At 65.3% G+C, this 24,592-nt stretch carries 21 protein-coding genes and 3 tRNA genes; 10 read left to right on the top strand and 14 right to left on the bottom strand.

What is annotated here, in order from left to right; all coding sequences use genetic code 11:
- Nucleotides 1-501 precede the first annotated feature (501 nt).
- Nucleotides 502-584 (bottom strand) — tRNA-Leu (locus G6035_RS11040).
- A 410-nt stretch (nucleotides 585-994) separates the two neighbouring features.
- On the opposite strand from G6035_RS11040, the gene G6035_RS11035 reads away from it, so the two are divergent.
- Genes G6035_RS11035 through pknB form a run of 7 tightly spaced genes read left to right on the top strand, consistent with a single transcriptional unit; the run spans nucleotide 995 to nucleotide 10,587 of the window.
- On the top strand, nucleotides 995-1,813 hold the full coding sequence (locus tag G6035_RS11035) for a DUF3662 and FHA domain-containing protein (protein ID WP_176617138.1): 819 nt from the start codon (nucleotides 995-997) through the stop codon (nucleotides 1,811-1,813).
- Nucleotides 1,814-1,863: 50 nt separating this feature from the next.
- On the top strand, nucleotides 1,864-2,295 hold the full coding sequence (locus G6035_RS11030; RefSeq protein ID WP_176617145.1) for an FHA domain-containing protein: 432 nt from the start codon (nucleotides 1,864-1,866) through the stop codon (nucleotides 2,293-2,295).
- Nucleotides 2,296-2,297: 2 nt separating this feature from the next.
- A complete protein-coding gene (locus G6035_RS11025) occupies nucleotides 2,298-3,980 on the top strand; it encodes a PP2C family serine/threonine-protein phosphatase (protein ID WP_176617137.1) in 1,683 nt (560 codons plus the stop codon).
- Nucleotides 3,977-5,347 (top strand): FtsW/RodA/SpoVE family cell cycle protein, encoded by a 1,371-nt coding sequence (locus tag G6035_RS11020; RefSeq protein ID WP_176617136.1) that lies wholly within the window; start codon nucleotides 3,977-3,979, stop codon nucleotides 5,345-5,347. The genes G6035_RS11025 and G6035_RS11020 overlap by 4 nt, the downstream gene beginning before the upstream one ends.
- Nucleotides 5,344-6,801: a penicillin-binding protein 2 gene (locus G6035_RS11015; protein WP_176617135.1), complete on the top strand. Its 1,458-nt coding sequence runs from the start codon at nucleotides 5,344-5,346 to the stop codon at nucleotides 6,799-6,801. Before G6035_RS11020 ends, G6035_RS11015 begins: the two co-directional genes overlap by 4 nt.
- The gene (locus G6035_RS11010) at nucleotides 6,798-8,603 is read left to right on the top strand and encodes a protein kinase (protein WP_176617134.1); all 1,806 of its coding nucleotides are present in this window, start codon (nucleotides 6,798-6,800) and stop codon (nucleotides 8,601-8,603) included. The genes G6035_RS11015 and G6035_RS11010 overlap by 4 nt, the downstream gene beginning before the upstream one ends.
- 55 nt (nucleotides 8,604-8,658) lie before the next feature.
- A complete protein-coding gene (gene pknB, locus G6035_RS11005; protein ID WP_176617133.1) occupies nucleotides 8,659-10,587 on the top strand; it encodes a Stk1 family PASTA domain-containing Ser/Thr kinase in 1,929 nt (642 codons plus the stop codon).
- A gap of 40 nt (nucleotides 10,588-10,627) precedes the next feature.
- On the opposite strand, the gene G6035_RS11000 is transcribed toward pknB, so the two are convergent.
- Genes G6035_RS11000 through G6035_RS10990 form a run of 3 tightly spaced genes read right to left on the bottom strand, consistent with a single transcriptional unit; the run spans nucleotide 10,628 to nucleotide 12,221 of the window.
- Nucleotides 10,628-11,266: an aminodeoxychorismate/anthranilate synthase component II gene (locus tag G6035_RS11000; RefSeq protein ID WP_176617132.1), complete on the bottom strand. Its 639-nt coding sequence runs from the start codon at nucleotides 11,264-11,266 to the stop codon at nucleotides 10,628-10,630.
- Nucleotides 11,263-11,433 carry a hypothetical protein gene (locus G6035_RS10995; protein ID WP_176617131.1) on the bottom strand — a complete coding sequence of 57 codons (171 nt, stop codon included), beginning with the start codon at nucleotides 11,431-11,433 and terminating at the stop codon, nucleotides 11,263-11,265. Before G6035_RS10995 ends, G6035_RS11000 begins: the two co-directional genes overlap by 4 nt.
- Nucleotides 11,434-11,435: 2 nt before the next feature.
- Nucleotides 11,436-12,221 carry a class E sortase gene (locus tag G6035_RS10990; protein WP_176617130.1) on the bottom strand — a complete coding sequence of 262 codons (786 nt, stop codon included), beginning with the start codon at nucleotides 12,219-12,221 and terminating at the stop codon, nucleotides 11,436-11,438.
- A gap of 186 nt (nucleotides 12,222-12,407) precedes the next feature.
- On the opposite strand from G6035_RS10990, the gene G6035_RS10985 reads away from it, so the two are divergent.
- A complete protein-coding gene (locus G6035_RS10985) occupies nucleotides 12,408-12,662 on the top strand; it encodes a cell division protein CrgA (RefSeq protein WP_176617129.1) in 255 nt (84 codons plus the stop codon).
- 3 nt (nucleotides 12,663-12,665) lie between these two features.
- Here G6035_RS10985 and G6035_RS10980 read toward each other — a convergent pair whose 3' ends face one another.
- Nucleotides 12,666-12,986 (bottom strand): hypothetical protein, encoded by a 321-nt coding sequence (locus G6035_RS10980; protein ID WP_176617128.1) that lies wholly within the window; start codon nucleotides 12,984-12,986, stop codon nucleotides 12,666-12,668.
- Nucleotides 12,987-13,409: 423 nt separating this feature from the next.
- Nucleotides 13,410-16,019, bottom strand: coding sequence for a helix-turn-helix transcriptional regulator (locus tag G6035_RS10975; protein ID WP_176617127.1), 2,610 nt, complete (start codon nucleotides 16,017-16,019; stop codon nucleotides 13,410-13,412).
- 592 nt (nucleotides 16,020-16,611) lie between these two features.
- Here G6035_RS10975 and G6035_RS10970 point away from each other — a divergent pair.
- Entirely contained in the window at nucleotides 16,612-17,166 is a 555-nt protein-coding gene (locus G6035_RS10970; RefSeq protein ID WP_176617126.1) for a flavin reductase family protein, read from the top strand.
- Between the two features lie 34 nt (nucleotides 17,167-17,200).
- Here the strand turns inward: G6035_RS10970 and G6035_RS10965 are convergent, their stop codons facing one another.
- Complete coding sequence (locus tag G6035_RS10965; protein WP_176617125.1) at nucleotides 17,201-18,055, bottom strand: rhomboid family intramembrane serine protease; 855 nt, start codon at nucleotides 18,053-18,055, stop codon at nucleotides 17,201-17,203.
- Between the two features lie 111 nt (nucleotides 18,056-18,166).
- Nucleotides 18,167-18,709 carry a peptidylprolyl isomerase gene (locus G6035_RS10960; protein WP_176617124.1) on the bottom strand — a complete coding sequence of 181 codons (543 nt, stop codon included), beginning with the start codon at nucleotides 18,707-18,709 and terminating at the stop codon, nucleotides 18,167-18,169.
- 111 nt (nucleotides 18,710-18,820) lie between these two features.
- On the opposite strand from G6035_RS10960, the gene G6035_RS10955 reads away from it, so the two are divergent.
- Nucleotides 18,821-19,777, top strand: a complete 957-nt coding sequence (locus G6035_RS10955) for a hypothetical protein (RefSeq protein WP_176617123.1) — start codon at nucleotides 18,821-18,823, stop codon at nucleotides 19,775-19,777.
- A 72-nt stretch (nucleotides 19,778-19,849) separates the two neighbouring features.
- On the opposite strand, the gene G6035_RS10950 is transcribed toward G6035_RS10955, so the two are convergent.
- From G6035_RS10950 to gyrA, 6 genes are all read right to left on the bottom strand, one after another.
- A complete protein-coding gene (locus tag G6035_RS10950; protein WP_176617122.1) occupies nucleotides 19,850-20,734 on the bottom strand; it encodes a DMT family transporter in 885 nt (294 codons plus the stop codon).
- A gap of 101 nt (nucleotides 20,735-20,835) precedes the next feature.
- Nucleotides 20,836-20,911, bottom strand: a tRNA-Ala gene (locus tag G6035_RS10945).
- 25 nt (nucleotides 20,912-20,936) lie between these two features.
- The gene (locus G6035_RS19755) at nucleotides 20,937-21,056 is read right to left on the bottom strand and encodes a DLW-39 family protein (protein WP_256882964.1); all 120 of its coding nucleotides are present in this window, start codon (nucleotides 21,054-21,056) and stop codon (nucleotides 20,937-20,939) included.
- Nucleotides 21,057-21,093: 37 nt separating this feature from the next.
- Nucleotides 21,094-21,167, bottom strand: a tRNA-Ile gene (locus G6035_RS10940).
- A 123-nt stretch (nucleotides 21,168-21,290) separates the two neighbouring features.
- Complete coding sequence (locus tag G6035_RS10935; protein ID WP_176617121.1) at nucleotides 21,291-21,848, bottom strand: DUF3566 domain-containing protein; 558 nt, start codon at nucleotides 21,846-21,848, stop codon at nucleotides 21,291-21,293.
- Nucleotides 21,845-24,523: a DNA gyrase subunit A gene (gene gyrA, locus G6035_RS10930; RefSeq protein ID WP_176617120.1), complete on the bottom strand. Its 2,679-nt coding sequence runs from the start codon at nucleotides 24,521-24,523 to the stop codon at nucleotides 21,845-21,847. The genes G6035_RS10935 and gyrA overlap by 4 nt, the downstream gene beginning before the upstream one ends.
- Nucleotides 24,524-24,592 lie beyond the last annotated feature (69 nt).

Here is a 24,592-nt window from a genome sequence, read left to right as displayed (position 1 = left end):
GGTCCTGCCGGCCCCCACACACAAAAGGGTGGAAAACCACCCGCAGACATGCAAAACACACCGGTAAAACCGGCCACATGAACACGGGATTTCGTTCCCCCGATCACCGGGGCAACTCGAAAAACAATACACGCTGTTTCAGCCCTGCGCAAATCCGGTGGAGCCCTGAGCGCTCACCGGCCGGACCGACCACGTGCCCACCGCCTTTGCCTTGGCCGTTGGCACGGGGCGCCGCAGCTTTCAGGCCCCGGTCCCCCCTATACAAGTGTCCCTATATAAGGGGATGGATATAAGGGTCTGGCAGCCACATCCATGGAGAAGGCCCCATTCACACAGTGAGTGCCAGGGTGGACTGTCCGCCATGCGTTGGGGTGCACACGCGGTCCAGGCGGTCGGACCGGACCGGCCCGGGCAAGGCTAGGGGACAGGTCGGACGGGCCGGTTAAACGAAGAAGTCCCCGGCTGGGATCTTTCGATCCTGCCGGGGACTTTCCCTTGACGTGCGCGAGGGGGGATTTGAACCCCCACGCCCTTTCGGACACTGGCACCTGAAGCCAGCGCGTCTGCCGTTCCGCCACTCGCGCGTCTCTTGCCTTCCCACCGTTTCCCTTTCGGGTTTCAGTGGAACAGCGAGATCAAGCATATAGGACACTTTGCCAAATTCCTAAACGGGCCACACCATGGGCCCGTTTCAGCTCCTGTCCCTCCCCGTCAGTCCAGTCATTTTTCCCTAAAACACGAGGATTTCGCCATCAAGTTCCTGGATCGCGAAGGCTCCCCCCGGGGTATGAATTCCACCCCAAAGGTGGCCGCCAATAGGGTTTTTCCTAGCCGCGCCCAGTAGTATCGACGTTGTGGATCGTTGCCCGAGACGCGGGCTAGCGCGCCTTGGGGCGTACTTCACGCCGTAATTGCGGCACGCCGGGACGGCCACGGACCGAATAAGACCCGGTGGCCGCCAAACGCCACATTCACAAGGAGAGGGGGAGACAGTATGGGATTGTTTGACAATGTTGAAAAGGGCATTGAGAAGGCAGTTCGAGGCGCCTTCTCCCGCGGTTCGAAGTCGCTGCAGCCCGTGGAGGTGGCCAGTGCACTTCGCCGTGAACTTGACGACAAGGCCATGACGCTTGATGCGGGCCGTACCTTGGCCCCTAACGTCTTCAACATCCAGCTGGGCGATTCCGACTTTGAACGTGCACGGTCGTGGGGTGTGTCCCTCGCCGAAGAACTCTGCGATGTAATCATCAACCATTCCCGCAGCCAGGACTATGTATTGCAGGGCCCGGTACGTGTGACCTTTAACCATGCGGCTCAGTTGCGGCCCGGACACTTCGAGGTGGCCTCCGCCACCGAAAGGGACGACCACCAGTCACGTTCTTCCGTGCAGCGCCCGGTCGTTCCTTCGGCTCCCGCACATGCACCCGCCCAGCCCCGCCAGGCGCCCACACCCATGTACAAGCGCCAGGGAGCTGCCGTGGCGAACCCGCCGCAGGATGCTGCGCCCTCGGGCCAGCCGGTCCTGGACATCGACGGCCAGCGGTACTCGCTCAACGCCAGCTCCATCACCCTGGGACGGTCCTCGGAGGCCGACATTCTCATTGACGACACCGGGGTCTCCCGCAAGCACCTGGAGATCCGCACCCGGGGCGGCGTCAGCACCGCCGTCGACCTGGGGTCAACCAACGGCAGCTTCGTCAATGGCCACCGGGTCCACGGCAGCGCCGACCTGACCGACGGGACAGTCATCACCATGGGCCGGACCCAGATCACCTTCCGCATCCTCCCGGCGCGGAGCGGGGGCCGCCCGTGAATGACTTGAGCCTGACAGTCACCGTTTTGCGCTTCGGTTTCCTGATCCTGATGTGGATCATGGTTTTCAGTGTTGTCGCCGCCATGCGGCGCGACCTGGTGATCGGGCGCAAGGCCAAGGTCGGCGCCCCCACGGCACGCCAGGCACGCAAGCATCCGGAACTGGTTGACGAGGCCGCCCCTGCCAAGGCGCAGGCGCGCGAGCTGGTGGTGACCGAGGGGCCGCTGACCGGCACCACACTGCAGCTTTCCGGCACGCCGATCCTGCTGGGCCGCGCCCAGGAGGCAACGCTGGTCCTGGAGGATGACTATGCCTCGGGCCGCCATGCCCGGCTTTTCCCGCAGGGCACGCGCTGGTTCATCGAAGACCTGGGCTCCACCAATGGCACCTACCTCGGCGGCACGCAGTTGACCCGGGCACTGCCCGTGGAACCCGGCGTTCCGGTTCGCATCGGCAAAACGGTCATCGAATTGAGGCCGTAGGCATGGCCGAACACCCCCTGATCCTGCGCTATGCGGCACGGTCGCACATGGGGCTGGTCCGGGCAAAGAACGACGATTCCGCCTATGCCGGCAAACACCTGGCCGTGGTGGCCGACGGCATGGGCGGGCACGCCGGCGGTGACGTTGCCAGCGCCTCGACCGTCCTGGACCTGATCCACCTGGACCGCGACGGCTACGAAGGGGACGACGCCGGAACCCACCTGGCCGATGAGATCCAGACCGCCAACTCCCTGCTGTCGGAACTGGTCCACGTCAATCCAAAACTGGCCGGCATGGGCACCACCGTCACCGCCCTGCTGCTCTCCGGGCAGCGCCTGGCCTATGCGCACATCGGCGATTCGCGCGCGTACCGGTTCAAGAACGGCGTTTTTGAACAAATGAGCACGGACCACACGTTTGTGCAGCGCATGATCGACGAGGGCCGCATGACCGAAGCCGAAGCCGAGGTCCACCCCCACAAGAACGTGCTGATGCGCGTGCTGGGGGACGTCGATGCCTCCCCCGAACTGGATTTGAAGTTCTACGACGTCGAACCCGGGGAACGTTGGCTGCTCTGTTCCGATGGGCTGAACTTTGTCCGCCACGAAATGGTGGAGGAGGTGGTCCGGCACACCAGCAGCCTCGCCCACTGCGCGGAAACCCTCATCGACCTGACCCTGGCCGCCGGATCCCCGGACAACGTCACGGTTGTGGTCTTTGACGTGGCCGAGGCGACCCCGGAAGACACGGCCACCGCCGCGCTGGACACCGTTGCCGGGGCCTGGGACGACGACGGCGAAACAGACGCGGCGCCCGATGACGCCGCGCCGGCCAACGGCTCCGGTGACGACGCTGTCGACGGTGACGGTTCAGGGACAGTGGCAGGGGAGCCCTCCGGCCAGGAGGATGACGGGGAACCCACGGCCGGGCTCGATGCCCACATACGCGCCGCCGTCGTACGCCGTGAACTCGAACAACGCCCGCACGAATTGGTCGGTGCGGCGCTGACAGCGAATGCCGAGGGGAAGATTCCCCTCCTGGCCCACCATCCTGCCGTCCAGCGGGCCGCGACCGTCCTCACCCACAAGCCGGTCGACGCCGCGCTTCAGGAGGATGACACCGAGCAGTCCCTGCCCCGCGTCCGCTACCGCCGGTGGTTGTTTTCCCTGCTGGGCGTCGTGGCAACCATTGTGGTCGTGGCCGGCGCCTGGACCGCCGTTGCCTGGACGCAGACCCAGTATTTTGTTGGCTCCTCCCACGGAAACGTGGCCATTTTCCAGGGCGTATCCCAAAACCTTGGCCCCTTTGCCCTGTCGCATTTGGAACGCGAGACGAGCGTTTCGGTCCAATCGCTGCCCGAGTATTCGCAGCAGCTGGTGGCCCAGACCGTCCCCGCGGCCTCACTCAGCGCCGCCGAACAAATCATCGTCGACCTGAGGCTGGGCACGGGCACGGGCACCCCGCCGTGCGCCCGGGCTACAGCCACGCCGTCGCCCGGCGCGACGGCGGGCGCCACGGCACCGCACGCTTCGGCGAAGCCCACCGCGAAGGCAACGGCCAAGGCAACGGCCCGCCCCACCGCCACGCACGCTCCGGCGAAGGCCACCGCCCGTGGCACCGCCAAGCCGTCCGGAACAGCGTCGCCGTCGGCCACCCCAACCTGCACCCCCGGAGGCGGACAATGAGCCAATTGATGACGGTGTCCAAGCCACGCCGCAACATAGAGCTGCTTTTGCTGCTCCTGGCCCTCGCCATGGGCATCATGGCCAACGCCCTGGTGAACCTGAACCTGGGCCGGACCTTTGACAGGGACTTCTATATCCAGGCGGCGGTGCTGGCCGGGCTTTCGCTGGCGGTGCACATCTCCCTGCGCTTCCGGGCAAAATATGCCGACCCGGTTATATTGCCCGTTGTGGTGGCACTCAACGGCCTGGGTCTGGCCATGATCCACCGGCTTGACATTGTCTCCGGGGACAACGCCGGAGAACGCCAATGGCTTTGGACGGGCCTCGCCGTGGCGGCGGCCATCGCCGTGCTCTGGACCCTCAAGGACCACCGCATCCTGCGCCGCTACACCTATATTTCGCTGGTCCTCTCGGTGGTCCTGCTCCTGCTGCCCCTCGTGCCGGGCATTTCCGCCGGCGACGTCAACGGCGCCACCGTGTGGATCAAGCTGGGCCCGTTCACCTTCCAGCCCGGGGAAATTGCGAAGATCACCCTGGCCATATTCTTCGCCGGGTATCTTTCCTCCAACCGCGACCTGATCCTGCTGGCAGGGAAGAAGATCGGCCGCCTGCAGCTGCCGCGGCTCCGCGACCTGGGCCCCATGCTCGTGGCCTGGATTGCCAGTGTGGGCGTCCTGGTCTTCCAACACGACCTGGGCACCTCGGTGCTGTTCTTCGGTCTTTTCATGGTCTTGATCTACGTGGCCACCAGCCGTATTGGCTGGGTAGTGATCGGCATTGTCCTCATGGCCGTCGGTGGATTTGCCGCATACAAGATCTTCAGCCATGTCACCCGGCGGATCGACACGTGGATCAATGCCCTCGATCCCCAATACATCGGTGCCAGCGGCGGCAGCTTCCAGGTGGTTGAAGGCCTGTTCGGCATGGCCAACGGGGGGCTGCTGGGCACGGGCCTGGGCGAAGGCTCCCCGGACACCGTGCCGCTGGCCAACAGCGACATGATCATAGCCAGCATCGGTGAGGAACTGGGCCTGGTGGGCCTGTTCGCCGTTGTCTGCCTGTATGCACTGATCATTGCCCGCGGCTTCCGTGCCGCCTTGGGCACGCGGGATTCCTTCGGCAAGCTTCTTGCCGTGGGCCTGGCGTTTTCCTTCGCGTTGCAGTGCTTCGTGATCATCGGCGGCGTGACCCGGCTCATCCCGCTGACCGGGCTGACCACCCCGTTCCTGGCGGCCGGGGGGTCCTCCCTGCTCGCCAACTGGATCATCGTTGCCTTGATCCTGCGGATCTCCGACGCCGCCCGCCGGCCGGCCGAATCATCCGCCACCCCCGATGACCAGCGCCGGAAGGAGGTGCCTGCATCATGAACCAGGCCATTCGCAACTCCTGGATTGTCGCCATTGCACTGTTCATCCTTCTCTTTGGCTCCATCTCCTATGTCCAGTTCTTTGACGCCGATTCGCTCAATGCCAACCCCAGCAACAACCGCCAGCTGCTCAAGACCTTTTGCAGCGACCGGGGGCCGATCCTGGTGGGCGGGCACCCGATTGCCGAGTCCGTCGCCACCGATTCTGACTGCAAGTACCAGCGCCAATACAACGATCCCCAGCTCTATGCCGGCCTGACGGGCTTCTACAGCAAATATGCCGGCCAGTACGGGCTGGAATCGGCCATGCGCGACGAACTCGCCGGCACCACGAATGCAGCGCTGTTCGACCGCATTTCGCAGGCTTTCACCGGTGCCCGCCCGCAGGGCCAGTCGGTGGCGCTGACCATTGACCCGGCCATCCAAAAAATGGCGTATGACATGATCCCCAACGGCATTGCCGGGTCCATCGTGGTCATGAACCCCAAGACCGGGGCCATTGTCGCCATGGTCTCCAAACCGTCCTATGACACCAATGTCATGGCCAGCCACGACCAAAAGTCGGTGGATGCGGCCTATGCGAAACTGGTCAACGTGCCGGGAATCGACTTGTTCGGTTCCGCGGCCTACAAGCAGACGTACGCACCCGGTTCAGTGTTCAAGCTCGTGGATACGGCCGCCGCACTGTCTTCCGGAAAATACAACAAGGACACCGTGCTGCCCAACCCGGCCGCCATGAAGTTCCCCGGCATCTCCTATACGCTGCCCAATTACCTCTATGGCCAGTGCGACACCCGGGACAAGGCGAGTTTTGCCTTTGCCCTCGAAAACTCGTGCAATACGCCGTTCGCCAGCATTGCCCTGGATCTGGGGCAGGACGCCATCACGGCACAGGCGGACAAGTTCGGCTTCAATGACAATTCCCTGACGTTCCCCGACGCCGTCACGGCCAGCCGGTTCCCCGGTTCAACGGCCGCCCTGGACAAGCCCGCGCTGGCCCGCAGCGCCATCGGCCAGCAGGACGTGACGGCCACGCCGCTGCAGATCGCCATGATGACGGCGGCCATCGCCAACGGCGGCACGCAGATGAAGCCCAACCTGGTCCAGGCAGTCCGGACGCCGGACCTGCGGACGGTGGAAAGCCTCAAGCCGGAGGTCCTGCGCCAGTCCACCACCCCCGAAATCGCGTCGCAGATCACCCAATGGATGGTTGACGTGGTGGACCAGGGGATCGCAGGGGCGGCCGCCGTTCCGGGCGTGGAGGTCGCCGGCAAAACCGGCACCGCGGAGGTCGGAAACACTGGATTGAACAACGCCTGGTTTACCGGTTTCGCGCCGGCGAATGATCCGCAATATGTCGTGACCATTATGATGCCCAATGTTGACGTCGCCACCGGCGCAGCACTAACAAGTCCCAACGCAAGCAAACTCTTCAAGGCGGTGTTGAAAAAGTGAGGCCTACTTCAGGAATCACCTTAGGCGGCAGATTCCAACTCACCTCACGCATTGCCATCGGCGGCATGGGCGAAGTTTGGAAGGCCCAGGACCTGGTCCTGGGCCGGCTCGTAGCCATCAAAATCCTCAAGGATGAATACACCGGCGACCCCGGCTTCCGTGCCCGTTTCCGGGCCGAGGCCAAGCACACGGCGCTGCTGAACCATGTGGGGATTGCGAACGTCTTTGACTACGGTGAAGAGGACGGCTCCGCCTACCTGGTCATGGAACTGGTGCCGGGGGAGCCGCTGTCCGCCCTGATTGAGCGCGAACACGTGCTGTCCGCGGACTGGACGCTGTCCATGATCGCCCAGACGGCGCGCGCGCTTTCCGTGGCACACGCCCAGGGCCTGGTCCACCGCGACGTCAAGCCGGGCAACCTGCTCATCACGCCCGAGGGACGGGTAAAGATCACCGACTTCGGCATTGCCCGCCTGGCCGACCAGGTGCCCCTGACCCAGACCGGCCAGGTCATGGGCACCGCCCAGTACCTGGCCCCCGAACAGGCCACCGGCCAGGTGGCCACCGGCTCCAGCGACATCTACTCGCTGGGCGTCATCGGCTACGAGTGCATCACCGGGCACCGCCCGTTTTCCGGGGAGTCGCAGATTGCCATCGCCCTGGCCCAGGTCAACGACGCTCCGCCGCCGCTGCCGGACACGCTGCCCACCCCGGTGCGCGCTCTGCTGATGTCCATGCTGGCCAAGGATCCAGCGAACCGGCCCGCGAATGCCCTGAAGCTGGCCGAAGCTGCCGAAGCCATCCGGGCCGGCAACATCCAGGCTGCCCACGCGGCCGTTCCCGGCATGCTGTTGTTTGAGTCGGCCACGGGACCCATCACGGCGCCGGTGGACATCAACGCCACGGCACCCACCTCCGTGGTGGGCAACGTTTCGGCGCCAAGCACGACGGCGCTGCCAACCGTGGCGGCGACCACCGTCCCCGCCGGTCCGCCGACCCGGGCGGAGGCCTTGGGGGCCCAGCGCGCCTGGGACGCCGAGCCGGAAGACAGTTCACTGATGGGCGACTTCGACTCCGAGGAGGCACCTGCGGAACCCGCCCGGCGCGGCCGGAGCCCCTGGACCTGGCCCGCCGTTGCGTTGATCGCCCTGCTGCTGTTTGCTGTGGCGGCCCTGCTGTTGCAAAGCCTGGGGGTGTTCGACGGAAAGCCCGCCGCCACGCAGTCCGGCTTGCCGACGGTGACGTCGGCGCCCGTGCAGACAACGCCGTCGGAAACGCCTTCCCCGACGCCCACACCCGAGCCCACCACCCAGGCACCCCAAACCGTGGACATTCAGCCGGACGCGTTCCTGGGCAAGCCGTTTGCCGAGGTGAGGGATGTCCTGATCAACGACGGCCTGCAAGTCACGCGCGTTGACGCCTACGACCCGGCGACCGCCGCGGGCATGGTGAGCGACATCAGCCCCAGTGGATCCGCCGTGCCGGCAGGGAGCACAGTCACTGTCACGGTTTCCAAGGGACCGAACCCGGCGGACTTTGCCACCGTGCCGTCCTTCCAGGGCCAGAGCGGGGACGCGTATGACAAGGCGCTGACGGACGCCGGGTTCAAGCCCGCGCGGGCCTCGGAGGAATCCGCCACCGTGCCCGCGGGCAACGTGGTGCGGGTTGTCCCCACGGCCGGCTCAACGGAGCCCAAGGGCACCATCGTGACCTACTACGTCTCTACGGGCCCCGGTACAACGGCTCCGGCCAATCCGCCGGCCGCCGACGCCACCGTGCCCGCACCCACGCCGACACCGTAGCCCCCGCCCAGCCCTGACCGCCAGCACGCCGACCCACTGAAAGGACACTGACACCATGAATGTTCCCCGCGTCGTCAGTGGGCGGTACGAGATTGGCGAGCTCCTGGGCAGGGGCGGCATGGCCGACGTCTACATGGCCCGCGACATCCGCCTGGGACGCACGGTGGCCATCAAGCTGCTGCGCGGGGACGTGGCCCGTGATGCGCAGCTCAAGGCCCGCTTCCGGCGCGAGGCGCAGGCGGTGGCGGGGCTGAACCACCCCTCGATCGTTGCCGTCTATGACACCGGGGAGCACTCCAGCGCCGATGCCCTGGGCGACGCCGCCAAACTGCCCTACATTGTCATGGAATACGTCAGCCGCAAGACGCTGCGGGACCTGGTGCGGGCGGACGACATCACCGTCGACCAGGCCATCGACTTCACGCTGGGAGTGCTGTCCGCGCTGGAATACAGCCACCGGGCCGGCATTGTGCACCGTGACATCAAGCCCGCCAACGTCATGGTCGTGGAGGATTCCGAGGGGCGTCCCGGCGGCGTGAAGGTCATGGACTTTGGCATTGCCCGGACCATCTCCGACTCGGCCGCCACCATGACCCAGACGCAGACCGTCATGGGCACCGCCCAGTACCTGTCCCCCGAACAGGCCCGCGGCGAGTCCGTGGACGCCCGCAGCGACCTGTATTCGGCGGCGTGCCTTTTTTACGAGATGCTCGCCGGCCGGCCTCCTTTTCAGGGGGATTCGCCCGTGTCCGTGGCCTACCAGCACGTCCGTGAGGTCCCGTCCGCGCCGAGCACCTTCAACCCGGAGGTGTCCCCGGCCCTGGACAGCGTGCTGCTGAAGGCGCTGCAAAAGGACCGTGAGGACCGCTTCCAGGACGCCGCGTCGTTCCGGCGCGCCCTGCGAGCGGCCCGCACCGGTGTGGTGCTGGCTGCCCCGGCGGCGCCCGCCGCCACCGACCCGCTGGCCACCGTCCCCGAACCCGAACCCGTCGCCGTGCCGGTGGCGGCGGTCGCCGTCGCGGCTCCGCTGGAAATGCCCATGGGGTTGGACGACGACGGCGGACCGGCCACGCGTGCCATGGCGAAGGTGCTCGCCGGGGGTCCCTTGACAACGGACGGTGGCAGCGAAATGCCCACCGAACCCGAGCGCGCCGTCAGGCACCGCCGTAGGGCCTGGGTGGTGACCTTGTTTGTGTTCCTGGTGATCATCCTGGGCGGGGGCGCGTTCCTGGGCTACAACCTGATGCACGCCAAGCCGCCGGCCGTCGCGCAGGTGACCATCCCGGACGTGACCAAGATGAACCAGATCGACGCCACCACCAAGCTGCTGGAAGTCGGGCTGGACCCGCAGCCGGCCACCGAATTTTCAAAGACCGTGGAGGCCGGCGACGTGATTGGCACGGACCCACCCGCCGGCGGCCTGCTGGACCCGCACTCCGCCATCGTGCTGCTGGTTTCCAAAGGTCCGTCGGAAGTGAAGATCCCGACGGACCTGGCGGGACGGACCGAGTCCGAGGTGCGCGACGAATTGTCCGCACTGGGCCTCCAATTCGGCCCCAACGAATTTGTGGACGATCCCCAAATCCAGGCGAACCTGGTGGTGACCACCGACCCCAAACCGGGCGAAGTTGTCCCCGTGGGACAAAGGATCACGCTGAAGATTTCCAGCGGTGACGTCTCCATGCCGTCCCTGTTCGGCCTCACACAGGATCCCGCCAAGGTCAGGCAGGCCGTCAAGGACGCCCTCGCCAAGGTTTCGCCGCTGCTCCAAGTCGAGTTTCAGGAGCAGGTCAACACGGCCGTCGCCCCGGGGATGGTCACGGGCCAGTCGGAAAACGCCGGCACCGAGATTCCGCAGCGGAGCCTCATCGTGGTGACCCTCTCAAAGGCGCCGCCGAAGCCCGCCGCAACACCAACGCCCACGCCCACGGCGCCGCAGCCCACCGCGACCCCGGCCCCCACGACTACGCCACAGCCCAATTAAGATCCGGGGACCCGCCGCGTGGCCGGCAGGCGGCAGTGCGTCAGTTGTTGATCAGGGGGCTCAGGGTGGCGGCCAGCGCCGCGGCACCGTTCAGGCCCACGGATTCGAGCCAGTTTCCCACCATCTGGTAGCCGCCCTCGGTGAGGACGGATTCCGGGTGGAACTGGACGCCGCACAGGGGCGCCGTGGTATGCGCCAGGCCCATGACCACGCCGTCTTCCGTTTCGGCCGTGACTTCCAGGACGTCCGGGATGCTGTCCCGGACGGCAGCCAGGGAGTGGTAGCGGGTGGCCGTGACCGGGCTGGGGAGGCCGGCGAACACATTCCTGCCCTGGTGGAATACGGCGCTGGTCTTGCCGTGCATGAGCTGTTCGGCGTGCGTGACCGCCCCGCCGTAGGCCTCGGCAAGGGCCTGGTGGCCCAGGCAGACACCGAACATCGGCTTGGCGTTTTCACCGCACCAGCGGATCAACCCGATGCAGATGCCGGCCTCGGCCGGCGTGCCGGGGCCGGGGGAGACCAGCACGCCGTCGCGCACGGAGGCGAGCTCCACCGCCTCGGCCAGCGTGACGTCGTCGTTCCTCACCACCGTGGTTTCGGCACCCAGCTGCTGCAGGTAACCGACGAGCGTGTATACGAAGCTGTCGTAGTTGTCGATCACCAAAATGCGCGTGGTCATGGCCGGGAGGTACCACCAATCGTTGAATCGTTGAGCGGGTTGAACTGGTTCAGCCACGGGAAGACAAACTGCATCAGAAGCAGCACGGCCGCGGCGATGAGCACTGCCGATGTGAGAATGCGGAGCCAGAGGGGCCCGGGCAGGTGGCGGAAGATCCATCCGTACATGGTTACTGCCCCCTGGCCTTGTTCGCGGCAACCACGGCGGCGATGGCTTCCGGCGGGCCCGCACTGGCCGGCTGCCAGGATTCCATGACCGCGTAGGCAATGATGCGCTCGGCGGAGCCGAATCGGGGGTTGCAACTGGTCATGGTCATGAAACGCTCGGTGGGCTTGGCACCGGGCCGGGTGGGCACGGGTGCAAGGACGTCGATACGGTCGGGCAACACAATTTCATTATTGCGGAACACATAGGTGTAGTACCCGTCCTTGGTCTGCACATAGATTTTGTCGCCGGGAACCAGGGTGTGAATGGCGTCGAGTACGGCGCCGTGCGTCTGCCGGTGGCCGGCGACGGAAAAATTGCCGACGGCGCCGGGCATCGCCGAGTCCACATAGCGGCCCAGGCCCAGGGTGTTCAGTTGTTCAGGGGCGGTGCCGTCCACCAGCGGCCGGCTGTAGTCACTGCCGAATCGGGGGATGTAGACCACCCCAAAGACGGTCCCGGGGACGTTGACGTCCGCCATCACCACGGGTTTCCCGTAGTCCTTGGGTGCAGTGCCCGGCGCAGGCGCGGGTGCGGGCGCCACAGGACCCTGCATATCGTGGACAAACCTGGTGACAGCCTGCTGCTGGGTGTTGTCCGCCTGGAGGTTGGTCCACCACAGTTCCCACACCACGAAGAGCAACAGGACCACCCCGACGGTAACGAGCAGCTCGCCCACCACCAGGACCACTGTCCGCCCAACACCGCGGCGGGGACGGACGTGCCCTGTCGATCGAACCACGGGCGGCATTCTCCTTGGAAGGTGGTGGCCGGCCCCTTCGCAATCGGGGGCGCGGCAATAGCGGCTAGAATTACGTCAAGAATAGCGGCAGTTCAGCGCCTTGGAACAATCCATCCATCCACACCGCGCGCAATGGACGGCCGACCAGCCACGCAGCAAGGCAGCTGCCAGTTCACCAAGCCGAGGAGTGCCACCGTGCCCGAGTCCAAACCGCGCCGCCGCCCCACCAAGGGTCCTGCCCAAACGCCGTCGTCGAAGGCGCAGCAGCCGAACGCGGCATGGTTCCTGCCGGTCATGGTCACCTTGATGCTGGTGGGCCTGTTCTGGATCATCGTCTACTACATTTCAGACGGCAAATACCCCATCCCGGACATCAACAACTGGAACATCGGCATTGGGTTTGCCATTGCCCTGGCCGGCTTCATGATGACCACCCGGTGGCGCAGCTAGGGTCTATTCCGCAACGTCGCCGGCGTCGCCGTAGTCCCCGGTGACATATTCACCCTTCGCATCCGCGGCGCCATGCCCCGGCACACCCCCGGCGGTGCCGTAGTCGGCTTCCACAAACCGTCCTGACGCGTCGTCCGGTCCGGCGTCCTCAATGCCGGAGCGCCCGTAGTCCCCCTCGACGTAGCGGCCCTGGCCGTCGGCGGCGTGGTGGCCTGGCTCCCGGCCGGCCTTGCCGTAGGCACCTTCCACGTAGCGCCCGCGGTCCTCCGTCGGATCGGTGCCGTTATTTTGCTGTCCCTGGCTGCCTGCGTTTTCCCCGAACATTGCTCAACCCAACTTCCCACAGTGTGCTCTCGGCTGCCGCACCGGCGGCCTGGATCCTTCCCTGTGCACTTTCAGTCTAGGCTTGACGCCCCGCGGGGAACAGGGCCGTTGCGGGCAGGGACCTGGAACGGCAAGGGCCCCCGCGGGGGAGGCGGGGGCCCTTGCTTCCTTCAACGCGGCAACCGCTGGGGGCATGGCTGCCACATTGTCTCCACCGCACCGGGGCGTTGGAGCATTCCTTTCCCGCCGGGTGCCCGGTGCAAGGCCGGGCAGCTGGCAGGCAGCACGTCCTGCATCCGCCGGACCATGGGGGACATGTGCCGGATGGGGCGTGCTTCTTCAGGGTAATGGGGACCACACCGGTGATTCTCGAGTGGTGACCACTCTATTTTTGCCGGGTTTCGCCTGTTATCCCCCGCGTCCCTAGCGCCTGGCGTCCTGCCTGGTGCCCCGGCCTTCCCGGACCAGCTCCGCCAGCTGTTCCCGGGACTGCAGGTCCAGCTTGATGAACGTGCGGTACAGGTGTCCCTCGACGGTGCGCAGCGAGACGCCCAGGTGCTCGGCTATGAAATTGTTGGATTTGCCCTCGGCCACGAGTTGGGCGATCTCATGTTCCCGCCGGGTCATTTGGGGCAGGCCGTTGCTTTTGAAGACCGGGGTCACAAGTCCGGGCAGGTTGTCCCGCAGCGACGCAGCACGGGTGCCGGTCTTCCGCCCGCGTTGGACCTTGCCTTCCTCGTCAAAGCCACGCTGGGCCCGGGTTGCCAGTTCTGCGGCCACCAGCTCAAAGCCGTGCCCCAAGGCGGTGGTGCTGGCCTGGTCCAGAAGGGCCGGGTCCCCGGACAGCAGGGCCTGCGCCCACTCCCGGAAGAAGTCCCGGCAGCCGGATTCCATGGCTTCGGCCACTTCCACCATCCTGTGCGGCGCCGAAGTTTCCCCGATCCGGACCAGCAGGGTCAGCACGGTCATTTCCGTTCCCGCGTAACCCTGCTCCTGGCACTCTTTCCGCAGCTCCATCAACCGGCGGGTTCCCTCCTCCGCATTGCCCGCCAGGGCTTGCGCCGCGGCCGCGTAGGCGGCGCCCTCCACGTGGTAGAACCTGCTCCCCCTCCGGTCCAACGACTCGAGTTGTTTCAGCCGGTCCCTGGCGCCGGCTGCGTCGCCCCGCAAGGCCAGGCAGTAGGAAAGCAGCCCGAGTGCGGTGTGCAGGACCAACCACGGGTCATAGTCGTCCAGGGCGGCCACTGCGGGGCGCAGGGCCGCCAGGGCCTCATCCACGCGGCCAACCCTGCAGTGCGCCATGGCCGCGCCCAGGTCCCGCAGCCCGCCGGCGAAGAGCATGAGGTCCGGATTGGTAAAAACAGACGGTTCCAGTGCCTGCCGCACCACGTTCCAATTGCCGTCGTAGATGTACGTCGCCACCGCGCGGGCATAGGCCAGGAGGGCAATGTCGGGCCGCGGGAAGCCGTCGGGGCTTTCCAGCTCCTCGATGACTTCGCCGGCGAGGCTGGTGGCCGAGGTCAGCCGCCCGGTGGTGGTGAGGACTTCACACAGCATGGACTTCAGCAGCGTCTGGTCAATCCTGTTGCTGCACAGGGGGTGGGACAGCAGGGCACGGATGCGCCGGGACGCCTCGTCCGCACGGCCCAGGGTCAGTTCCTTCATGGCCTCCAGGATCAGGACGTCAATGGTGGCGCGGGTGGCTGATCCCGACAGGAGCACCGGCCCATATTTTTGTTCGTAGGCGGCGACCCCGGCATCAAACCGGGATTCATAGTCGTCATCGGCAAAGTAGGCGAGATGGACGGCCCGGAGGGCGGCAGCGCCGACGTCGGGCGTCAGGGACAGCTCCAGGCTCTTGGCGGCCAGCGTACGGGCCTGGTCAGGCCAGTTACGGTTCAAGTGGGCAATGGACCGCTGGGCCAGCAGGGCGGCAGTGTGCTTGGCAGAGACGTGCAGGCTGCTGAAGTGCATGGCGTCGTTGATGCGCAACAGGTGGTTGGACATGACGGCGGCCGAGACAATCTGCGCATCGTCAACCGGCAGCCCGCAGTCAAGGGACCACCGGGTGAAATTGATGACCATGTCCGGTCCGGAGTCCGGTCCCGGGACAATGACCTTGGACACCTCCTCCAGGATCCGCCGGCTGCGGCCCACCGGAATCATGTGCCGGATGGGGCTGGCCGTGGCGGGGCGGGACAGCCCCATGGTCAGGGTGCCTCCGGGGGAGATCTCCACCATGCCGCGCTGCTGGATGTCATCGATGGTTTCCGTCTCCGCCAGGTCCAGCAGGACGTCCAGCGGCAGCGGGCCGGCCAGCGCCAGGATTTCGACCAGGCGCCGCGACGCGGCGTCCAGCTGGTCGAGGTCCATCTGCAGGAAATCGCTTGATTCGGCGCCAAGCCTGTCGGCAGGATGGTCCAGGACCCAGATCCCGTCCACCTGCTGCAGGGAGCCTTCTTCCAGGGCGCCCGCCACCAGGCCCTTGAGCACCAGCGGGTTCCCTGCCGAGCGGCTGGAGAGGTAGTCCGCAGCAGCGCTGGACACGACGCCGCCCAGCACGTCAGCGATAAAGTTTTGTACGTCCGCCGATTTCAGCGGGGCCAGTTCAAAGCGGGCCAGGTGGCCGTCCCGCCACAGTTCACGAAGGTGGGTGTGGTGGCCGCCGGTATGGTCCACAAGAATAAGCTTCACGTCTGTGGACATGACCACCTGCGTGATGACCGCAGCGCTTTGCGCGTCGAGGTATTCACCGTTGTCCACCAGGAGGAACACCTTGTTCCCGGTGGCAAGGTCCGCCTGGACCTGGTCCGTCAGGCCCTGCAGCACCGGGTAAAAGTCGCTGCTGCGAACCAGGTTCTGGCCGACACGAGCATTGACGGCACCGAAGGGAACGGTTGAAAGGGCGTGGCTGGGAGACAGCCTGATGGTGGTGCACCCGGCACCCAGGGCATCCATGACACGTCCGAGCATCCAGGTCTTTCCCGCACCGTGCGGCCCGACGATCAGGACGCCCCTGGACGAATTATCCATAAGTTGCACAACAATGTCATCGACGTCAGCACGGCGCGCCATGCTCCCCCTCCCCGTGCCGCTTCCGCGTCAAACCACGGAAACGGCAAGACCCATATGCCGCCGGCTCAATCCCCGGCCGCATGCCCCGCCCCCATTCTAGGTACGCCCCAGCTGTTAGTCGATAGCCCGGCCACGCCCCGTGGAACCTCCCGTCGGGGGCCGGGATGCGTTCCTCACAAGTTTTCCCCAAAGTTCTCCACAATGTGGGTATCTTTCCACAGGGCGTAGAAAACTTATCCACTGGCCTTGACAACTTCATCGAACTGTCCACAGCCCGTCTTCTAAAACAGTGTTATCTCCAGTTGTTCACAAAGTTATCCACAGACGTGGATAACTTTGCCCGGACTTCCGCTTGAATCCCACAAAATTCCCGCAGGAAAGTAATCCACAGCTGTGGAATTACATGTGTGTAACTTGTACCCAGTGTGAACAACACTGTGGAAAAGAGTCTGTTCGACGAATTTTCAACTACTAGAACTACAGCTCTGTAAGTTATGCCCATGTGTGGACAGAACTGTGGACAAGTAGGGAGGCGTGGGACGATGGCAGCATGGAAATCACCGGCCCGCTCGAATCCCAACAGTTTTCCCCACAGGAACCGAGCCAGGACGACATCGACGAATACCGCCGTCTCAGTGCCGAGCAGGCAGCGGGCGTGGCGGTGGTGAGCACTGTATGGAAGGGCCGCGACTATGCCGCAACCGTAAGCGCCTACCTGTCAGTGTCCTACGACCCACCGACAATGTTGGTCAGCCTCTACGAGGGCTCAAGGATTGCGCAGGCCGTGGCAGCGTCGGGCCAATGGGCGCTGACGATTCTCACCACGGACCAGCGCCGGCAGGCCAATTGGCTGGCCAGTCCGGGAACGCCCGTTGAAGGCCTGCTGGCACAGGTGCCCTTCCGGCGCGGCCCGGCCACGGGCTGTGCCGTCCTGGACGGCGGACTGGCGTATTTTGAGGCCGCCACCACGGCCGTGCATGAGGCGGCAACGCACCTGTTGGTGGTGGGGGAGGTGGTGTCCATGGGCAGCGACGCCCAATGGCATCCGGGCATCTCGCCCCTGCTTCACTATGCCGGCGACTACCGAAGCCTCAAGGCACAGTAGGCGGGCCAAGGGCCCTGCCGGCGTGGCCGGAGGGCTAGGAAATGATAAAGGAGGGGAACGTCGACACCTTGTACACGGTCAGCACCGCCATGAGCAGCACAACGGCGGCCATGCCGCCCCATTGGATGAGCGAACGGTTCCTGGCCGGTGCGTAGGAAACGACGGCGGCGCACAGGGCCCCGGCGATGAGGCCGCCCAGATGGGCCTGCCAGGCGATGCCGGGGATGAAAAACCCCAGGGCCGCGTTGATGACAAGCAGGACAACGATGGACCGCAGGTCCCCGCCCCGCTTCCGCTGCACCACAAACAAGGCACCAAACAGGCCAAAAATGGCACCGGAGGCACCCACCACGGTGGTGTCCACGGGAGTCATCAACAACACGCCGACGGAACCTGCCAGCGCGCTGATGACGTAGATGGCCAGGAAACGTGCCCGCCCAAACGCCGGCTCCAGCGCCTGGCCCAAAATCCACAGCGCATACATGTTGAAGGCGATGTGCATGATGTTGGTGGAGTGCAGGAACGCCGACGTGAGCATGCGCCAGGGCTCGCTCTCCGTCAGGAACGGTGCGTAGGCGAAGGTCTGGAACACGAAGCTGTTGGGCAGGACCAGGTCCAGCACATAGGCCACAACGCAGATGGCCATCATGGTCAGCGTCACCACGGGGCGTCCGGTCCGCACGGCCCCGCCAAAGATCGTCCGGCGGACCGGCATGGCCTTGGCCGTTTCCCGTACGCAGTCCACGCACTGGATGCCGACGGCGGCACTGCGCTGGCAGTCGGGGCAGGTGGGCCGCCCGCACCGTTGGCAGCTCACATAGGAGACCCGCTCGGGGTGCCGGGGGCACACTGGTGCACCGGCAGGGGCGCCCGGGTGCTGCTGGCTCATGGCTGGATCCTTATACGCGGGAAGAAAAATCTGTGGCCGCCGGCGCAGCGGCCGGGAGGGGCCCAACGGGTCCTCCCAGCCCAACCGCCGGCGGCCGGATGATGCGGGTGCCTAGACGTTTTCCACCGTGATGGAGTTGATGACAACGTCTTCGCGCGGCTTGTCGCCGGGGCCCGTTGCCACGCCTTCGATGGCGTCGACCACTGCCTTGGACTCGGCGTCGACCACTTCACCGAAGATGGTGTGCTTGCCCTGGAGCCAGCCGGTGGGAATGGTGGTGATGAAGAATTGTGAACCGTTGGTTCCGCGCCCGCCCTGGATGCCCGCGTTGGCCATGGCCAGCTTGTAGGGCTCGTTGAAGTTCAGCTCGGGGTGGATTTCGTCGTCGAACTGGTAGCCGGGTCCGCCCACGCCACGGCCCAGGGGATCGCCGCCCTGGATCATGAAGTCCTTGATGATGCGGTGGAAGATGGTCCCGTTGTACAAGGGGGCGTTCGACTTTTCGTTGGTGGCGGGGTGCGTCCACTCGATTTCCCCCGTGGCCAGGCCAACGAAGTTCTTGACAGTCTTGGGGGCGTGGTTTCCGAAGAGGTTCACCACGATGTCGCCCAGGCTGGTGCTGATAGTTGCTTTTGCGGTTGGGGTAGCAGTCATGGCGTCATTCTGCCATGCGAAACTGTCAATTATCCCCATGCACCGGTGCATTCCGCGCCGGGCGAACTGTCCGGGGATAGCACGCGGGGTCTCTCCGACGTAGGCTAACAAATGAAGACGGACGACACCTGGAGGAAAAACGTGAAGACAGTGGACCGCTTGACCCAGGGCCTGGAAGGCTCGCTGAACGCCGGAGTGGACAGTGCCCGTGACTGGGCCGGCCCGCGGGTGGAAAGTGCCAAGGAGTGGACCGCCCCCCGTGTTGAGGCCGCGTGGGGATGGGCGGCACCCCGCATCGAAAAAGGCTTTGAGAACGCCTCTCCGAAGGTGCAGGGCGGCATCCGCAAGGCAGCCCGTTACACGGCCGACGGCGTGGCCACCGTGACGCCCAGGATCCAGGAAGGCCTGGAGAAGCTGGCCCCGAAGATCTCGGACGTCGTTGACGAAGCCGCCCCGCGCATGCACGAAGCCCTTGACAACGCCGCCCCCGCCATCTCTGCAGCCCGGGACAAGGTGGTGGGCGAATTCATTCCGAAGTTCTCCGAGAAACTCGGGGAAGCGGCGGAGTCCCTGTCCGCGGCGCTGGAAAATGCCAGGACCCCGGAGCAGGTCGGCGTCGTGGTGGCGAAGCTGGGCGGCAGCAAGAAAGCCATCAAGAACGCTGAAAAGGCCGCGGCAAAGGCCGCCAAGGTTGCCGCGGCGGAACTGAAGAAGAACCGGAAAAAGGGCGGCAAGGGCTGGATTGTGCTCGGCATCGTCGCTGCGGCCACCGCTGCCGGCGTAGCCGCATGGAAAGCGTCCAAGCCGGTGCCGGACCCGTGGAAGACCCCCGTCACCGTGGCGCCCACGGCCCCGGTGGCGCCCGCCGTCGTGCCTGCACAGGAGGCCGAAGTGCCGGCTCCCGTGCCCGCGGACGACGCCGTTGCCAAGGACGCGTCGACGCCCGCCACTGCCGAAGGGGCACAGGCCGGGGAGGCGCAGGGCGACTCGGCCCCCGCAACCGGCAAGCACCAGGCCGCGGACGAGGCCAAGGACACCACTCCCAAGCCCAAGGCACCCAACAAGTAACGCACCGCGTCCGGCCGTCCCCTGGCCGGGGCCCGGACAAAGGGGTCCGCTGCCGTTTCGGCGCGGGCCCCTTTACTTGTTGGCGCCCTTGGTGGTTCTAAACCCGCCCCGGCCCTGCTGCAGGACCACCACGGCCAGACCGGCAATGATCAGCGCCAGCCCGGCATAGGTCCCGCCCGGAAGCGTTTCACCCAGGAACCAGCCCGCCAACAGTGCGGCACCGGGAATCTCCAAGAGGATCATCATCGAAACCACCAAGGGCGAAATGGTGGCCAGCAGGTGGTTGAAAATCGTGTGGCCGATGATCTGGGCCGCAACGGTCACCCCGAGGATCCCCCACCAGGCTTCCGGCGGCAGGCTCACCAGGGGCTGCCCGGCCACCAGGCACAGGGCAAGCAGCAAGAGCGACGCGATGGAATAGCACAGCCCCGCATACAGGGTGGTCGACATGCTTTTCCGCGCCTTCGAGCCGGCAAGGGTGTAGATGGCGGCCAATGCTCCCCCTGCCAGGGCCAGAAGGTCACCGGCCAGTGCCGTTCCGGACACCCCGATGTCAAAGCCGGTAATCGCCACCACCCCGAGCAGGGAGATGCCCAGGCCAAGGATGATGCCCCGTGCCGGGCGGCGCCCCCGAACCCATTGAAACAGGGCAATCCACGCCGCCTGCAGGCACACGAGCGCCGTGGCCCCGGCAACGCTGGTGAGCTTGACCGAGGTGACGAAGCAGGCGAAGTGCAGGGCCAGGGCAATGGCCGCGGTGCCGGTCCATTTCAATTCCTGGCCCGTGAGGTTCCGCACGGCACTGCGGTTGCGCAGGAGAACCGGGGCGGCCATGGTGGCTGCACCCAGGGCATTGCGCCAAAAGGCGATGGTGAGGGCCGGCGCGTCCGTGGCGGCCATGATGGGACCTGACGCTGAAACGCCGAGGATGCCGAGAACGGCCAGGAGCAAAATCACTTCTCAACAGTAGGGCACGCACGGGGGCCGGGGCACGCACCAGGCCACGCCGGGGACAGGGACAAAAACACCCCGGCCGCCAGGGCCGGGGTGTTTTTTCATGGTGGAGGCACGGGGACTCGAACCCCGAACCCCCTGCTTGCAAAGCAGGTGCGCTACCAATTGCGCCATGCCCCCATGGGGTGGTCCAACACTTTGAAGCTTAGTTGACGGTGTCCGTCGCCTTGCTCCAGGTTGCCTTGGCAACCTTGGTTTCATGCCATTTCTTGTTCAGGAGGGCGGCAGCGCCGAGAGCTGCGGCAATGACCAACAACTTCTTCACAACACACCTGCCTTTTGCAAGAACCGGAATGGTTCCGTGGGCGCACCAGGACTTGAACCTGGGACCTCTTCGTTATCAGCGAAGCGCTCTAACCGCCTGAGCTATGCGCCCTCATCGGCCCTCACCGGGCCGAGACAAAACTTTACCCCACACCTTCCCAAAGTCCCAAATCGGCGGGTCCGGCCTGCTGCCAGGCCCGCCAATTCAAGGAATTCCAGGGGTTTTAGACGCTTCCTAGTCGTCCGTCAGCGTGACGCCGATGCCGCCAACCAGGGTTGCCGAGATGTTGTAGAGCACGGCCGAAAGCATGGACAGTGCTGTCAAAAGCACCACATTGACGACGGCGATGATGGTCGCGTAGGAGGCGACCTGCCCCAGTGACGCAAACTTCATCAAGTCGAAGGCGGAACCGCCCTCAGAGCCCTGGATGTCCGTCATGAGGGAATTGACCTTGTCGAACAGGCCAATCACGTCCAGGACGGACCAAAGCACGATGGACGCAACCACGGTGATGATGCCCAGCGCCACCGACAGCAGGAATGCCATCTTCAGCACGGACCACGGCTCGACCTTGCTGACCAGCAGGCGTGCGCGGCGGGCCTTGGCCTTGGGTGCGGGCTTGACGAGTGGCGGCCGTGCCGGTGCCGGCCGCTTGGCAACGGGCGGCGCGGCCTTGGTTGCCGTTGACGCAGACTTGGTGGCCCCGACACTTCCGGGACGCTGCGTTGGGCGGGCCGGTGCACTTACCCTGGGGGCGGTACCTGGCCGCTGATTCGGGTTATTCGTGCTCAATCGGTACCTCCATTTGATGCGTCATGGTCGCTTAACGGTACTTCATCAGTCTGGACGTTTGCTTCAAAAGCTCCGCCGGCAGCCGCATCCACGGCCTTTTCGACGTCCGCGCCGCCTTCTTCGACATCATCCTCAAGATCGTCTTCGTGGTCCAGTCCGCGTTCGCTGTTGCGCGCCACCTCGATGATCCGGTCGTTCTTGTCCGGCTTGGCAAAAATGACGCCCATGGTGTCGCGGCCCTTGGCCGGCACCTCGGAGACATTGGAGCGCACCACCTTGCCGCCGCCCATGACCACCAGGACTTCATCATCTTCCTGGACAATCAGGGCCCCCACGAGGTCGCCGCGGTCCTCAACCAGCTTGGCGACCTTGATGCCGAGCCCGCCACGGCCCTGAAGGCGGTATTCATCCACGGCGGTGCGCTTGGCGTAGCCGCCCTCGGTGACGATGAACACGAATGAATCGTCCGTGACCACATTGGCGGCCAGCAGTTCGTCCCGGTCGCGGAACTTCATGCCGGTGACACCGGAGGTGGCCCGGCCCATGGGGCGCAGGGCCTCGTCGGTGGCCGTGAAACGGATGGACTGGCCCTTTCGGGACACCAGGAGCAGGTCATCGGTGTCGGAGACCAGCTGGGCGGAGACCAGTTCGTCGTCGTCGCGCAGGTTGATGGCGATGACGCCGGCGGAACGGTTCGTGTCGTAGTCTTCCAGCCGCGTCTTCTTGACCAGGCCGTTGCGGGTTGCCAGCACAAGGTACGGCGACTGCTGGTAGTCCTTGAGTTCCATGACCTGGGCGATCTTCTCGTCCGGCTGGAACGCCAGCAGGTTCGCCACATGCTGGCCCTTGGCGTCGCGTCCGGCCTCGGCCAGCTCGTATGCCTTCGCGCGGTAGACGCGGCCCAGGTTGGTGAAGAACAGCAGCCAGTGGTGGGTGGTGGTCACAAAGAAGTGCTCGACGACGTCGTCGCCGCGGAGCTGTGCACCCTTGATTCCCTTGCCGCCGCGGTGCTGTGTGCGGTAGTTGTCGCTGCGGGTGCGCTTGACGTAGCCGCCGCGCGTGATGGTGACCACCATTTCCTCTTCGGGAATGAGGTCCTCCATGCTCATGTTGGGGTCATAGCCCATCATGATCTCGGTGCGGCGGTCGTCGCCGTACCGGGCGGTGATGTCGGCGAGTTCATCGCTGACGATGCCGCGCTGAACCTCGGGGTCGGCCAGGATCCGGTTGAATTCGGTGATCATGGTTTCTAGCACGTCGGCTCGGTCCTGGATCTTTTGGTGCTCCAGGGCTGCCAGCTTGCGCAGCTGCATGTCCAGAATGGCCTTGGCCTGGATCTCGTCGATCTCCAGTAGTGCCATCAGGCCGTCGCGGGCTTCCTCCGAGGTGGAGGAACGGCGGATCAAGGCGATGACCTCGTCGAGGGCGTTGAGTGCCTTGAGCAGCGCACGTTGGATGTGGGCCTCTTCTTCGGCCTTGCGCAGGCGGAAGCGGGTGCGGCGGACAATGACGTCCATCTGGTGGGTGACCCAGTGGCGGATGAACGCGTCCAGGGGAAGGGTGCGCGGCACCCCGTCGACAATGGCCAGCATGTTGGCGCCGAAATTTTCCTGCAGTTGCGTGTGCTTGTAGAGGTTGTTCAGCACCACCTTGGCGACGGCGTCGCGCTTGAGGACAATGACCAGGCGCTGGCCCGTGCGTCCGGACGTTTCGTCGCGAAGGTCGGCGATGCCGGAGATCTTCCCGTCCTTGACGAGTTCGGCGATCTTGATGGCCAGGTTGTCCGGGTTGGCCTGGTACGGCAGTTCGGTGACGACCAGGCAGGTGCGTCCCTGGATTTCCTCGACGTTGACCACGGCACGCATCGTGATGGACCCGCGTCCGGTCCGGTAGGCATCCTCGATGCCCTTGCGTCCCAGGATCTGGGCACCGGTGGGAAAGTCGGGGCCCTTGATGCGGGCGATCAGCGCTTCCAGAAGTTCCTCGCGGCCCACCGTGGGGTTGGCCAGGTACCACTGGACGCCGTCCGCGACTTCGCGCAGGTTGTGCGGCGGGATGTTGGTTGCCATGCCCACGGCGATGCCGGAGGAGCCGTTGACCAGCAGGTTCGGGAACCGGGACGGCAGGATGGTCGGTTCCTGGTTCTTGCCGTCGTAGTTGTCCATGAAATCAACGGTTTCCTCGTCGATGTCACGGACCATCTCCATGGCCAGCGGGGCCATCTTGGTTTCCGTGTAACGGGGCGCGGCCGCGCCGTCGTTGCCCGGCGAGCCGAAGTTTCCCTGGCCCAGTGCCAGCGGGTAGCGCATGGTCCAGTCCTGGATCAGTCGCACCAGGGCGTCGTAGATGGCCGAGTCGCCGTGCGGGTGGTACTGGCCCATGACCTCGCCCACCACGCGGGCGCACTTGTTGAAGGAGCGCTCGGGACGGTAGCCGCCGTCGAACATGGCATAGAGCACGCGGCGGTGGACGGGCTTGAGCCCGTCGCGGACGTCGGGGAGCGCCCGGCCCACGATGACCGCCATGGCGTAGTCCAGGTAGGACCGCTTCATCTCTTCCTGCAGGTCGATCTGCTCGACCTTGTCGTGGCTGTCCAGGACTTCGCCCGTCAGGACGGCCTCGGAGGAGTTGTCGTTGTTCCCTGCACCCGGATTTTCGGGGGTTTCGTCACTCATAGTCTGTTATATTCCATTCGCAATATATGTCTGATTCGTAATATTCAAGTGCGGGAACATGTTGGTTCC

The organism is Arthrobacter sp. SDTb3-6 (genome assembly GCF_013376095.1).
Lineage (GTDB): Bacteria > Actinomycetota > Actinomycetes > Actinomycetales > Micrococcaceae > Specibacter.
The sequence above is the reverse complement of the archived record's forward strand: the minus strand, read 5'-3'. Positions and strand labels throughout refer to the sequence as shown.